The organism is Maribacter caenipelagi, assembly GCF_004364175.1.
GTDB lineage: Bacteria > Bacteroidota > Bacteroidia > Flavobacteriales > Flavobacteriaceae > Maribacter > Maribacter caenipelagi.
In genome coordinates this window covers 193,446-207,241 of record NZ_SNZW01000013.1, presented here as the reverse complement: position 1 = coordinate 207,241, position 13,796 = coordinate 193,446, and the positions used below count along the sequence as shown (strand labels likewise).

The following is a 13,796-nucleotide window of genomic DNA, read 5'->3' as shown; positions in this document are numbered from 1 at the left end:
GATTTCGTTTTCTTGATGTTAGAAAGACTCATTAAAAAAATATTCGATGTACGTGAAGGCGAGTTCAAAGTTTCTCTTTGGATGCTCGCCTACATTTTTTTGGTCATCGCCGTATTGCTGATTATCAAGCCCACAGTAAACGCCCTTTTTCTTTCAGAATTAGGTATTGAACAATTACCTTTTGCCTTCTTGTTAGTTGCTGTAACAGCAGTAGCTACATCATATTTCTATTCGAAAGCAGTATCAAAATTTCCGCTTAAAAAAGTTATCGAAATTACCCTGATCAGTTCTATCGTAATATTAATCGGACTAGGTTTTCTTCTGTCATTTCAAGTGGTCAGTGGTGTTTTACTCTATTTCTTTTATATCTGGGTGGCTATTTACGCCGTGTTATCAGCATCACAATTTTGGGTGCTGGCAAACTTGGTTTTTAATATTAGAGAGGCAAAACGGTTATTCGGCTTTATTGGATCAGGAGCGATAATCGGCGGAATTTTTGGTGGATATCTTACCTCTATTCTAGCGCCACTTATTGGCAATGAAAATTTAATGTTCGTTGCCGCCCTACTCCTATTCTTCTGTATACCGCTACTAAGAAAAATTTGGAATATTAGAGTCCGAAAAAACGGAAGCATCAAGAAACACAAGTCGGCTACCAACATTTCTGAGCCACCATTAAAACTCATCTTAAAATCTAAACATCTTACTTACATAGCCAGTATCGTCGCTGTAAGTGTGGTGGTTGCCAAATTGGTAGATTACTTGTTTAGTGATTTTGCATCATCTGCCATTAGCGATGCCGACGACCTTACTGCATTTTTCGCTTTTTGGTTTTCGACCTTCAATTTGTTATCGCTAGTGATACAGCTATTTTTTACCCATAGAATTGTAGGTATATGGGGGGTAGGTTTTTCATTGCTCTTATTACCTATTGGTATTTTCGGCGGAAGTATTTTGTTTCTATTATTACCAGAACTTTCTGCCGTTGTCGTTATTAAAGCGATGGATGGCATACTCAAACAATCTATTCATAAAAGTGCTTCGGAATTACTGACCTTACCGCTACCTTTTGAGCTTAAAAACAGGACAAAATCGTTCATTGATGTCGTTGTAGATAGTTTAGCAACCGGTATCGCCGGATGCCTTTTAATATTCGTAGTGCGTGGTCTAGACTTACCTTCATTCTATATTGGGGTACTAATTATCGCCTTGGTCTGTTTATGGCTATACTTTATTTATAAAGTAAGGATAGAGTATTACAAAACCTTTAAGTCCAATTTAGAGGTTTTGACAGATAATGGAAAAAAGACCAAGAAAATTACCCATGCCAAAGTATCTATTGTATCTGGCATGCGTACCGTATTCAAAAACGGCACCGAAAATCAAATTCTTTTTATGCTCGAAAAATTAATGGAAATCAATGACAAACGTTTTGCCGACGATGTTGAGTTGTTATTAGAAAACCCAAGCAACAAAGTAAAATTATCGGCCATTCAGAATTTATACTTTTTAAACTCAAAGAGTATGACCGCCGAGGTCTCTGAGTTATTGAAGATAGAAGATCGCGAATTGACCATTGCGACATTAGCATATGTTTTAAGTTTTGCCCATAAAGACAAATCGTTCGTATTCGATGCCTATTTAGAACATTCTAATGAACGAATTGCGATGGCGGCATTATATTGTTTAGCAAGAGCTGCCAAGAACAACTATTCACTAAAACAGCGCTATTCATTGCTGGACCGAATTTCAGTAACTCTTAAAAATATTGAAGCGAACGATAAAGATCTAACATATGTAGAAGCGGTCATAGAAATATTGGGAGTGGCGAATATGCCTATTTTCTACAACAAGCTCATTGCCTTTTTAAAATATGAGAATGAACATCTGGTAATGACGACAATTAAGGCCATAGGTACCGCTACCGACCCTTCAATGGTACAACATATAATTCCGTTTTTAGCACAAAAAAATTATAGACCAACTGTAATGGAGGCTTTTAAGCTATATGGACAACAAATTTTGCCATTATTACGTAGTACTATTCAAAACCGAGAACAACCTTTATCAGTACTCCGATTTATACCCGCAGCCATGCAATCTTTTTACTCTAAAGACGCAGTGCATCATTTATTGGCCCTGTTGACAGATAATGACCTTACGGTACGCTTAGAAGTGGTACGAGCGCTGAGCGCCATTCGTGCAACGCATCCGCAGTTAAAGTTTAATAGATATAAAGTAGTATCGGTCATTTTTGATGAATGTAAACTACATCATCAGACCTTATCGTCTATGCATACCCAGATTATAATATCGTACCGAAATAGAAATAAATCTAAAAAGGAAATTGGCGATGCTGAACGCGATGCACGAACCAGCCTTTTAGAACTTTTAGAACGCCGACTAGATTCTGGATTGGAACGTATTTTCAAACTCTTGGGCTTACGCTACCATCAAAAAGATGTTAGTATTGCTTATGAAGGGTTATTGAGCGAGAAACAAGAAGCACAGCACAATGCCATTGAATTCTTAGATAACCTTTTAACCGGTGAGCTCAAGCGAAAACTGTTACCAATTATTGAAGAATCTGCCCTAGATATTTCATCAGAAGAAGAGCTTCAAAAAATAAAGCATAAAATACCGACAGAGCTAGAATGCTTTAAACTGCTACTACAAGGTAACGACCTTAAAATAAAACTTACAGTACTATACCTCATCGCACAACAAAAAGAGCCTCGCTACTTAAAAATGGTAGAAAATTATTTAAATGATGAAGACCCAAAAATCAGGAGTTTTGCAGTAGAGGCATTTGAAGCAATAACCAAAAACAAATAGTTTGATTATACAAAGGTAATTCCCTGTTTAGCACAAATTTTAGCTACTTTTTCAAAATCTGGAGGTCCTGCTGGTAATTCAGATAATTCTTGAAACATTAATTCAATTCCTGCAGGTAGCGCTGAAGTAATCATTTTGGCTTTTTCGGTTCCAACCACTTTCCATGCATGAGGAAAACCCTTTGGTGCAAAGGCAATATCACCTGCTTTTAATACCGTGCTTTCGCCGTCAATAGTAATTTCCACTTCGCCTTCAACAACCCTAAAAATTTCATCTTCTTTCGTGTGGACATGGGGTGGTATGCCAACACCGGGGTCTACATTATCTACCCATTCAAAAATTTGATTATTGGTTTCAGAGCCTAGTAATTTATGTGTTTGTATATCGCCTATAACATTCAACACTTGACCGTCAGCATCCTGTATTACTTTGGGGTCATTTCTATCTGTAGAAAAATCTTCATCATCTTGATTTTTACAGAAAATAAGTCCCGAGAAACAAGCATAACTAATACCCGCACCGGATTTTTTAATAAAACTTTGTCTATCCATGATTTTAATTTTTCACCAAATTAGGTATTAACTATAGTCGCTAAAATGTGAAAACCACGGTATAAACCTTGAAATTAAGAACAGACAGACTTTCTAAGTACAGAAGGCTTAGTTCCCGTTTGTGCTTTAAAGAAATAGCTAAAATAATCGGGAGTAGAAAATCCGAGTTCGTAACTAATTTCCTTTATTGTTTTATTGGAGAATTTTAATGCGTGCCGAGAACGAATCAGCAACTGTTCAATAATGATATTTTTAGAACTAACGTTCAATACTTCTTGAACGCATTCATTCAAATATTTTGTAGATATGTTGAGACGAGAAGCATAATAGCCTACCTCATGAGATTTTTCGATATTCTGATCCACCAGTTGCTTGAAGGAGTAAACAATATTTGCCTTTGTATGATTCTTTTCAATAATAGATTTAATATTACATTGACCATCACAGTACACAAAAAAGGTATTCAACAAAGAAATGAGTGCATCTTCTTTATTGTTTAAATGTGACCCCAAAAGCTCATCTATCATTTCTAGAATAGCCTGGGTGCGCTTTTCGATACCGGGACTTAATTTAAACAAGGGAACGGTACCTGAATTAAACAGCCTAACTTTATTAATGTGTAGCTTACTTAATAATGGATGACTTAATACCTCTTGTGACAACTGCAACAAGTATCCTGTATTTGGAGCTTCTTCTTTGACATATAATTTCCATTGCATTTTTTTATCAAGGAAGAAAATAGAGTTTGAAATATTGGCATAAAGAATACCATCTACCTCTATTCCTTTGATTTCATCTTTGATCCAGCAAACGGTATAGTCAGAAACATTAGAAGTGTGGGAAACATTTTTGACTATTTTCGATATGTGTATAGTATCGTTTTTCATCAGTAAAATGTTGATTTATTAAAAAAGGCTATGTAAAAGCAAATAGCCAATTATCTAATATACAATATTTTACAATACATTAAAACTATGAGTTATCTTCCAACTCCATAATCAGATTAGCTACCAATGCAGTCCACCCGGTTTGATGTGATGCCCCCAAGCCTTTACCAGAATCACCATCAAAAAATTCATAGAAAAAATGCTCATTTTTAAAATGCTCATTTTTCGTAAATACATGATTGGCATCTTCTGAGTGGTAAACGAACTTACCATCTTCATTAGGCTCAAACAACTTAATTAAGCGTTTAGAAATCTCATTTGCAATTTCGTTCAGGTTCAGTTTTTTACCTGATCCCGTAGGGAACTCATATACATATTGCTTGCCGTAATATGAGTAGTACTTACGAAGCGATTGTACGATCATATAATTTAAAGGCAACCAAATTGGCCCGCGCCAGTTAGAATTACCGCCGAACATATTTGAACGACTTTCCCCAGATTCATATTGAATTTGGTGATGCCCGTTATGTTTAAATACATACGGATGTTCTTCATGATATTTTGAAAGCGAACGAATACCATAATCAGATAAGAACTCTTTCTCATCAAGTAAACGAAACAAAAGCTTCTCTAATCGAAACCCGCGCATGATCGAGAATAGATAATTACCGTCTGAATTAAATTCTTCAATATTAGAAATCAAAGAAGCCAAATCTGGTCTGGTTCTAACAATTTCTGCCGCTCTAACCTTAAAGTGCTTTAGTTCATCGAACAAATCTTTATGAATGATCTCAACAGCGAACATTGGTATAATACCTACCAACGACCTCACTTTTAATCGGTCTGTATTACCATTTGACATTTCCACCACATCGTAGTAGAAATTATCTTCATCATCCCAAAGTGAAATATCTTTTTGACCGATGTGGTGCATTGCCCATGCGATATTCAAGAAATGTCTAAAGAATTTGGCAACACTGTCCTCATAATTCGGATTTTCTTTTGCCAATTCAAGAGACATACGTAGCATGTTCAAAGTAAACATCGCCATCCAGCTGGTAGCATCTGCTTGTTGCATTCGGGTAATACCCTCTGGCATATGGTTTCTATCAAAAACTCCGATATTATCCAAGCCTAAGAATCCGCCCTCAAAAAGGTTGGTTCCGCTTTTATCTTTTTGATTTACCCACCATGTAAAGTTGACCAATAACTTCTGATAGGCTTTTTCTAAAAAGTTTGTATCCCCTTTACCTTTACGTTTTTTATCTTTCTCATAAACCGTCCACACTGCCCATGAATGCACAGGTGGGTTTACATCGCTAAAATTCCATTCATACGCCGGTATTTGCCCGTTAGGGTGCATATAGCTTTCCTTAAGGACCAATAGCAATTGTTCCTTTGCAAAATATGGGTCTATTTCTACAAATGAAGCCATGTGAAAAGCAAGATCCCAAGCGGCATACCAAGGGTATTCCCACTTATCTGGCATCGAAATTACATGTCTATTGGTAAGGTGTTCCCAACTAGAGTTTCTAGAATCTTTTCTATAAGGTTTAGGCTCTCCTGGGCCACCGAACAACCATTTATAAACATCGTAATAATAGAATTGCTTGGTCCACAGTAATCCTGAAAAAGCTTTTTTGGCAATTTCCTGTTGCTGAACGGGTAGTTCTTTCTTTAGAATATCACCATAAAACTCTTCGCACTCCTGAATTCTCTTTTCAAAAATAGCATCATAGCTACCCCATGGGTCATCAAGTTTTTTCTTACTAAGACGTACCTTGATTGTTTTTTCTTCGCCCGATTTTAAACGCAGTTTGTGCCATACAGCAAACTTCGATCCTTTTTTATCTGGATTAACGGTTGGTTGCCCGTCTACCACATGGTCATTTATACCGTCTTTTACATATTCAACAGCATTGGGCACTCCATAAATACGTTGGTTATTGGTTTCGTTCTCACAAAAAAGCTGATTACCATTTTCATGATAAAAATAATAACGTCCGTTCCGGGTACTACGAGATTGAACAGATGTATCTGAGATAGATTTCATCTCTGGTCTTTCAAACCTATTATTGTGTTTCCAAAAATTACGGAACCATAAATGTGGCAACACATGAATATTTGCAGCTCTAGGTCCTCTATTAATAACAGTAACCTTCATTAAAATATCACCAACATCTTCTTTGGCATATTCAATAAAACAGTCGAAATAAGTATTATTCGCAAAAGCCTTGGTATCTAAAATTTCGAATTCAGATTCCTCACGATTTCTGCTTTTATTCTTTCTAACAAGTTCAGTATATGGAAACCTCTTATGCGGATACTTGTATAAATATTTAGCGTATGAGTGCGTAGGTGTTGATACTTGATGAAAGTACAGTTCTTTTACATCTTCACCATGGTTACCTTCATCGTTAGTTAGACCAAATAGGCGTTCTTTTAGAATGGAATCTTTTCCGTTCCAGAAAGCTGGTGCCAAACATAGAATTTCTCTAGAATCGCAAAATCCGCCAATACCTTCTTCTCCCCATCTATAGGCATTACTTCTGGCTTTGTCATGACCGACAAAACTCCATGCATGCCCCTCGGGACTATAATCTTCTCTTACCGTACCCCATTGGCGCTCTGCCAAATAAGGACCCCATCTTTTCCAGTTTTTATAATTATCCTCTACGGCTAATCTTTCTTCTTCGGCATTCTTATGGACCATAAAGTCTTTTTCAATTATAACAATCTTCTTTCAACCCCAACTACGCAAAGGCAATTTAAAGGTTTGACAAATTTAATGTCCTACGACCAACTAAACGTTAAAAATACTATATGTAATATTATTTGAAAGATTAACGCCGACATCAATTGATTAGTATTGCTTAATCATAACTATTCCGTTGAATACGTTGTTAACTTGTTAAATTTAGTACTGTTATACTATGAACCTCATAAACTAAGATATTCACCTTTTACGGAGTTTTATAACAGATTGTTAGAAATATTTAAATTCATACCTTCATATATAGCCTCTACCCGACTTGTTCGTTCTCTAGATTGTAAAAAAAATAACACACCGGAATTTAATAACGCATATCACTTTCTAGTATAGCGTATTCAAAACTATCTGACCAACCGGATTTCAAGGGTAGAATTTTTCTCTTAAGACCTTCTTTTGTCATCCCTACTTTTTCCATCACCTTAGCAGAGCCTATATTATCTATCGAACAACCGGCTTCTATTCGATGTAGTCTAAGCACATCAAATCCGTAGTTCAATACCGCTTTTAAAGATTCGGTTGCATAACCTTTGTTCCAACAATCAATATGTAGCTTATACCAAACCTCTGCATTCTTATATTTTTTAGGACCAAGTCTTAATCCGAATAAACCTATAAATTCCTTACGCTGTTTATCCTGAATGGCGAACGTATAATTCTTAATTTCAGTTTCATTATTAGCTATGATCCAAGGTGTAATAACATGCTTGGTCTCCTCCATGTCTTCAGGAATACCCAATGCATTGAATTCGTCGGTTTCGGGTATGGAATGTAAACGGTGAATAACTTCTAAATCTGCCCAATCAATCAGGCGTAATTCTAATCGATCTGTTTGAATTTCGAGTTTTTTCATGGATTCATTACCCTTTAGGAGTCTTTAAAAATAACTTTTTTATTAGAAAAAATATTCAAAGTTGAAATGACCTTTTAAATGCACCTTTTTAATGAAAAGAAGTATTTGAAAATAACAATGCTAAACATAGAAAACCATCATAAAAATTGATGATGACTATTTTAATTGATAGGTAGGTAAATTACAAAAGTAGAACCTTCGTCTTTCTTGCCAATGGCATGGATATACCCTTGATGTTTTTCAACTATCTTTTTACAAATAGAAAGCCCGATACCTGTACCAGAATATTCATTTTTTGAATGTAGCCTTTGAAACACCTCAAATATATTGCTTGCAAATTCGGGTTCAAATCCTATTCCATTATCTATAAATGAGATTTTATAATAGTATTCTGAAATTTTGCTGAAATTTTCTGAAATTTCTGAGTTACGTACCTTCTTAGAGTTAATAATAATTTTTGGGGCTACATCTCTTTTACCATACTTTATAGAATTACTGATAATGTTCGTGCATAGTTGTTCTATTTTAAAAGGTATACCCTGAATATCTGGTAGATTTTCATAAGAAATAGATGTATCGGTATCTTTAATAAGCTGCGATAGATCATCTTCAATTTTACTTAAAATTTCACCAAGAGAAATATTCTCAAATTTCGAATTGATCTTATCTATTCGTGAATAGGAAAGTAAATTCTGTATCAATTCTCGCATTCTAAAAGTACCGGCTTTTATTTTACCAAAGTAATTTTGAATATTAGCGGGCATGCTTTCTTCACCCTCATCTTCTATTCGAGAAATAAACATTTGAATTTTACGTAGCGGCTCTTGCAAATCGTGACTAGCTACTCTATTAAAAGATTCAAGCTCCTCATTACTAAGCTTCAATTTTTCGTAACTATCGATAAGCGCCCTATCTTTTTCTACACGGCTGGTAATATCTTGTACAATACCCACCGATACAGGTCTATTGTCTATTTCAACATATTTACCTTTTAAGTCTAAATGTTTTATTCCTTTTGTTTTGGTAAATACGCGGTATGCAAAAACGGTAGATGCTCCTTTATCTTCTACATTGGTACCTATCGACTCAAATATGGCAATATCCTCTGGATGCACAAATTCTTTGTAAGAGCTAAAAGTAACATCAAAGCTATTGGGCTCGACACCAAGAATTCTATAAAAGTTATCAGATACAGTTGCAGTACCATCATCTAAATACCAAATAAAACTACCTACACCCGCAACATTTTCAGCCTCTTTAAAAATCGTATTTTGAAGGCTTAAATCTTCGTTCAGCTTTTGAAGATTTTTTTCCGCTTCTTTAACCTTTGTTGTGTCCCAGGCGGTATTTGTTATACCGTTCGCTGATTTAACAATGGTATTGAATATATATTTATTCTGCCCTTCGAACATATACACACTCTCATGTTCTTGCGTTTCACCACTCAGAAAACATTCTTTCATTAATGCAAAAAGTCCGTTCTCTATTACCATTGGGTACATCTCTAAAAGTGAGCCACCTATAATATCACCTTGCTCTGAACCTGTTATCTCTTCTATTGCATTAGAGGTATACTTAAATTGAAAATCGGTTATATTGTTATCTGAGTCTACTATTGGCTCAAAATGGCTAATGATATTGTTCGAGCTTTTATAAACTCCCTTTAAAAACTCTTCTGTTTCTTGTAATTTTTTATTTTGAATAAAAACTCGGCTATTTACTTCTTGTATTTCACCTTTTTGCTTGTATATACTTATAAAACCTATTAAAAAGATACCTAATGCCGTTAGGGCGACCAATAAAGATGACATCGGCGTTAAGAAAGATTGTGATGTATATTCTTCTTTACGAGCAACCATTAAGTAGTTCTCTTCAGAAAGCATTCTATCTTTGATAACCTGAGATTCCGCAACAATTTTTGATATTCTTTGATTGCGTTTAAAGCGCAAGCCGTTCAAATTGATTACAACACTATCTTTTGCACCTAAACTATCTATTATACCTTTGGCATCAACTATGGTAGTAGTATCTATTTCAACCTTAATTCTTTCATGTAAAAGTTGTAAAGCCTTAACTCGTTCTTGTTGCGCATCGTTCTCTGCCGTAAGTGTATTCAGCCTTTTTAACGACTGAGCCATTTCAGTTATCACAATAGCAGAAAAATTGCTCTCCTCGGCTATAAAAAGTTTTTTAAGTTGAATAGCTTCTACCTCTAAAAACTTAGTAGAGACCTCTACAATGGTACGCTGTACCTCAAGAGTGTGAGAAACGAGACCTCCTGTTTTATGAAGTCTATTTACCTGTTTATAACCTACACTAACAGTATACAGTAACAAGGCAATTGCCAAAACCAGTAAGATAATATAGGTTTTTGCCGAACCGATAAACCGCTTTAGCTTCATCATAATCTTACCATAAAACAGGTTTTTCATTTTTAGTAACTAGTTAAAAGTGGCTATTACCAATTATTAAAATTTCAATGAATGAATATACCTTATTTTGATATTATCAGATTCAAATTTTCAAATAAAAATGAAAATGAATTTCTTGACCCTAAAATAGCATATCGTAATACATAATACTAATGTCTATATTTTTTCTCTTCTTAGGGTCGACCAGTTGTCTGTACAATAGTCTAAAACGCGCAATTAGGTTTGTGAGAATAAAAGTGCCATTTCAATAACTCCCGAAAAGAGACTTTAATAAAATTGAAGCAAGGGTTGTACTCCAAATAAACCCACGATGAAGATAGACCGGACAGATATTCTTTTAATCTTCAATTTCGGAAAAAATAACCTTTTTAAATTCTTCAGAGTCATCAACATCAAACGGAATTGGTTCAAGATGCGCATGGAATTCATCATAAATTTCTCCGCTCCCTTTTTTAATTTTATAGCTCGACTCTTGAGATTCAGACACTATTTCTATATCGTAAAAGTCTTCATGCTCGCGAATTATTAGTTCATCTTCAAAACCTTCTACATTACCAATCGCTTTCTTTACAAAATCGATATGCTTTTTGAAATCTTCTGTTAACTGAAAATAAGGAATCCTTCCTTCAATAGTATAATCGTAAGGATTTGCAACAGAGTTTTTATACGTAGTTTGCGTAGTAATATTTACCCCAAAATCAAAATAGCAGACTGTATGAATCGGTAGGTATTTATATTGATTTCTAAAAGAAACGTATACTTCTTCGCCATTGGTTAATACGGTGGCAGATGTAAAATTTTCGAGACCTGCATTACCGTCAATTGAGTTTAGGGCTAATGCTATTATAGAATCTTCACCCATTTTAATAAGCTCTTTTACCTCTTTCGTCATTTTCGGGTTTTTATAATGCGTATTCTGAGAATGACAGGCCGAAAAACTAAAACTCAGTATAAGAACTATAACGCAAGTGGCATTTCTCATTGATCGCATATGATTAAAGACTTAAGAATTAATTAGAAAACTGTATCATCTTTAGTAAACGCTGTCGACATATTATAAATTGTTTATGGAGCGATATAGTGTAGTAATTAGAGCTAAACTAAACTTAGATAGCGTGTAATGATCAATCATAACAGTAGGCCTAAAGTTTTTTATTTCAGAATCTTTAACCCTTAAATATACATTTTAGATATAGGTACAATGCGTTTACTTCACCTTTAATTTATTGAGTGAAGCCCTATTGTGTTTCCGTCCCTATCACATAAAATAGATATAAATCCAAATTCACCAATAGACATTTTTGATCTTATAATTTTTCCTCCAGCATTTTCAACTAAGTTTTCTTCGGTGGTACAATCTTCAGATTCAAAGTATATAATTGTGTTATTGCCATTAGGCGTAAAATCTTCCCTTTCCACTAACGCACCGGTAATATTCAAACCTTTTGAATCAAAAGGGAAACCAGATTGTTTACCAAATTCTATAGGAAAATCAACAAGTTTAATATTAAAAACAGTTTCATAGAACTCTTTTGCGTTGTTTAAGTTTGATACATTGATGTCGAACCAGTTTACAGGATTTACGTTTTTCATATTATTTGCTTTATAGTTTTGTTGCTTAATTGCAATACAAATATGCTATAACTTAAAACTTTAAAATTGTAAAAATGGGACAAGGCTAATCTTCACTATCAAAAATCATGGACATTTTTAAATCATCTCCATAAAATTCTTTAGGAGTCAACCCTGTAAACTCTTTAAAATCTTTTATAAAATGTGCTTGATCAAAGTATTCATTCTCATAAGCCAAATCTGTAAGACTTGTAATCTCTTTTGTAAGCAGTGTTTTTAGTGTATTCTGAATTCTTAAAGTTTTTATAAGTTGCTTTGGGCTTAGACCTATCGTCGAAGAAAATTTTCGTGTTAATTGTCTGCGATTAATATTGTTTTGTTCTGATAGTTCATTTACAGAAAATTGTCCGTTGGCTTCTATAATGATATCTACCGTTGATTTTACAATATTGTCAATTACATTTTTCTCGGTTAATCTTTCAAGTAAAAAAGTTTCAATTAGTGCTATCCTCTCTGAGGTAGCGTTAGCATTTAAAATTTGATTTCCAATTTTCACTCCTTCCTTTCCAAATAATTCCTCTATGGGTACCGCAGTATTTTGAATTTCTTTAATTGAAATATTGGTAAAAGGTAAAAATCCGCTAGGCTGAAATCTAACTACAAAAGAACCCGTAACACCTAACGGTTCTACAACATATGGTTTTGTCAATTGCCCAATTAAAAAACAATTTGGAAGAATTATACTCTCTTTATTATTTGGATGATGTTTATAAGTATCACCATAATGAAAAATAAGTTTCATTGTACCGTCTGGAACAATCGTATTCTTTAAAGGTGTGTTTTCAAAATCACTTTCTAAATTCCAATAGCATTTAACCCACTCTTTTAAATTCTCTTGCGGTTCAAATATTTCGTAATGCATTTTATGATTTTGTATTGTTCCTTTACTACTTAGGTTTTCTGTTAATTGCATTAATATGTGCAATACCTAATTCAACTAAGAAAGATACAATTTTCAATTAAAGAAAATCGACTCATTTGGCTGCAAAGTATTTGATGGTTAATCCAAAAAAATCACGACCATCAACAATTAATAGTACCATATTTCATTTAAATATATCGCACAAAAAACAGCCAATATTATTAAATACTGGCTGTTTCTAATTTAAAAGTAAAAGAAGCTCTACTACTCCTCCCCTAATTCGGTGATTTTCTTCTCGTATAATTTCTTACTCTCTACAACAGCAACGTTCAATTCTTGCATGATGCCGTCTACACGACCTTCTATACTTTTCATTTGATCATTGATATTATCGAAAGAGTTAAGGGCTGCAGCTACTTCTAATGCCTTCACCACCTCAACGGCATCACCATGTAACAACCTTAATTTTTCTATAGCCGTAGAAGTGTTCGCCAATGTTGCATTGTATTTGGCTCGTGCCTTTTCTATAGCTCCCAAAAGTGTTTTTTTACTCTTTTCATCACTTAGGCTATTGGTCTGTGTTTCCATTGCCGTAAATAAGTTGGAAGCTTTCTCTTCTAAATCTTCGTATTCTTTATTCAAGTTATTAACTCGACAATCTACTTTTTCCCAATCACCATATACCTTGGCGAATTCCTTATCTTCATTCTTGGTATCTTCTAAAGCGCTTTTTAAAGCGTTTAGAGATTGTAGACCTCTGTTCACATTTTTGTTTGCGGTCTCTTTTTTATTCTCAAAATCGTCTACTTGAGACTTGAATTTATCTTTTAAACGAATAAGATCTTCAGGGCTTCTATCTTTCCAGCAAGAAGTTAGGGTAAGTGTAATTAGGGCAATAAATAGTGTTCTTTTAAACATGTATTACGTTCTTTAGTTAATGGTAAAGCAAAGATACATATTCTAAGATGCTTTTA

10 protein-coding genes are annotated in these 13,796 nt (G+C 34.4%); 1 reads left to right on the top strand and 9 read right to left on the bottom strand.

Going from position 1 to position 13,796, the window contains the following annotated elements; genetic code table 11:
• Window positions 1-15 precede the first annotated feature (15 nt).
• Window positions 16-2,835, top strand: coding sequence for a hypothetical protein (locus tag DFQ03_RS05800; protein ID WP_133672232.1), 2,820 nt, complete (start codon window positions 16-18; stop codon window positions 2,833-2,835).
• A gap of 5 nt (window positions 2,836-2,840) precedes the next feature.
• On the opposite strand, the gene DFQ03_RS05795 is transcribed toward DFQ03_RS05800, so the two are convergent.
• From DFQ03_RS05795 to DFQ03_RS05755, 9 genes are all read right to left on the bottom strand, one after another.
• On the bottom strand, window positions 2,841-3,386 hold the full coding sequence (locus tag DFQ03_RS05795; protein ID WP_133672231.1) for a cupin domain-containing protein: 546 nt from the start codon (window positions 3,384-3,386) through the stop codon (window positions 2,841-2,843).
• Window positions 3,387-3,460: 74 nt separating this feature from the next.
• On the bottom strand, window positions 3,461-4,273 hold the full coding sequence (locus DFQ03_RS05790; protein WP_133672230.1) for a helix-turn-helix domain-containing protein: 813 nt from the start codon (window positions 4,271-4,273) through the stop codon (window positions 3,461-3,463).
• Between the two features lie 85 nt (window positions 4,274-4,358).
• The gene (locus DFQ03_RS05785) at window positions 4,359-6,986 is read right to left on the bottom strand and encodes an MGH1-like glycoside hydrolase domain-containing protein (protein ID WP_133672229.1); all 2,628 of its coding nucleotides are present in this window, start codon (window positions 6,984-6,986) and stop codon (window positions 4,359-4,361) included.
• A 361-nt stretch (window positions 6,987-7,347) separates the two neighbouring features.
• Window positions 7,348-7,896, bottom strand: coding sequence for a GNAT family N-acetyltransferase (locus tag DFQ03_RS05780; RefSeq protein WP_133672228.1), 549 nt, complete (start codon window positions 7,894-7,896; stop codon window positions 7,348-7,350).
• Between the two features lie 161 nt (window positions 7,897-8,057).
• Window positions 8,058-10,328: an ATP-binding protein gene (locus tag DFQ03_RS05775; RefSeq protein ID WP_133672227.1), complete on the bottom strand. Its 2,271-nt coding sequence runs from the start codon at window positions 10,326-10,328 to the stop codon at window positions 8,058-8,060.
• A gap of 337 nt (window positions 10,329-10,665) precedes the next feature.
• On the bottom strand, window positions 10,666-11,220 hold the full coding sequence (locus DFQ03_RS05770; protein WP_133672226.1) for a hypothetical protein: 555 nt from the start codon (window positions 11,218-11,220) through the stop codon (window positions 10,666-10,668).
• A 326-nt stretch (window positions 11,221-11,546) separates the two neighbouring features.
• Window positions 11,547-11,921 carry a VOC family protein gene (locus DFQ03_RS05765; RefSeq protein WP_133672225.1) on the bottom strand — a complete coding sequence of 125 codons (375 nt, stop codon included), beginning with the start codon at window positions 11,919-11,921 and terminating at the stop codon, window positions 11,547-11,549.
• Between the two features lie 85 nt (window positions 11,922-12,006).
• The gene (locus DFQ03_RS05760; protein ID WP_133672224.1) at window positions 12,007-12,822 is read right to left on the bottom strand and encodes a helix-turn-helix transcriptional regulator; all 816 of its coding nucleotides are present in this window, start codon (window positions 12,820-12,822) and stop codon (window positions 12,007-12,009) included.
• 264 nt (window positions 12,823-13,086) lie between these two features.
• On the bottom strand, window positions 13,087-13,740 hold the full coding sequence (locus tag DFQ03_RS05755) for a hypothetical protein (RefSeq protein WP_133672223.1): 654 nt from the start codon (window positions 13,738-13,740) through the stop codon (window positions 13,087-13,089).
• Window positions 13,741-13,796: the final 56 nt, after the last annotated feature.

Bases quoted from the DNA above. Each gene is read 5' to 3' on its own strand.
- DFQ03_RS05790 (WP_133672230.1), bottom strand. From the start codon at position 4,273: ATGAAAAACGATACTATACACATATCGAAAATAGTCAAAAATGTTTCC.
- DFQ03_RS05755 (WP_133672223.1), bottom strand. From the start codon at position 13,740: ATGTTTAAAAGAACACTATTTATTGCCCTAATTACACTTACCCTAACT.
- DFQ03_RS05760 (WP_133672224.1), bottom strand. From the start codon at position 12,822: ATGCATTACGAAATATTTGAACCGCAAGAGAATTTAAAAGAGTGGGTT.
- DFQ03_RS05765 (WP_133672225.1), bottom strand. From the start codon at position 11,921: ATGAAAAACGTAAATCCTGTAAACTGGTTCGACATCAATGTATCAAAC.
- DFQ03_RS05775 (WP_133672227.1), bottom strand. From the start codon at position 10,328: ATGAAAAACCTGTTTTATGGTAAGATTATGATGAAGCTAAAGCGGTTT.
- DFQ03_RS05800 (WP_133672232.1), top strand. From the start codon at position 16: ATGTTAGAAAGACTCATTAAAAAAATATTCGATGTACGTGAAGGCGAG.
- DFQ03_RS05780 (WP_133672228.1), bottom strand. From the start codon at position 7,896: ATGAAAAAACTCGAAATTCAAACAGATCGATTAGAATTACGCCTGATT.
- DFQ03_RS05785 (WP_133672229.1), bottom strand. From the start codon at position 6,986: ATGGTCCATAAGAATGCCGAAGAAGAAAGATTAGCCGTAGAGGATAAT.
- DFQ03_RS05770 (WP_133672226.1), bottom strand. From the start codon at position 11,220: ATGACGAAAGAGGTAAAAGAGCTTATTAAAATGGGTGAAGATTCTATA.
- DFQ03_RS05795 (WP_133672231.1), bottom strand. From the start codon at position 3,386: ATGGATAGACAAAGTTTTATTAAAAAATCCGGTGCGGGTATTAGTTAT.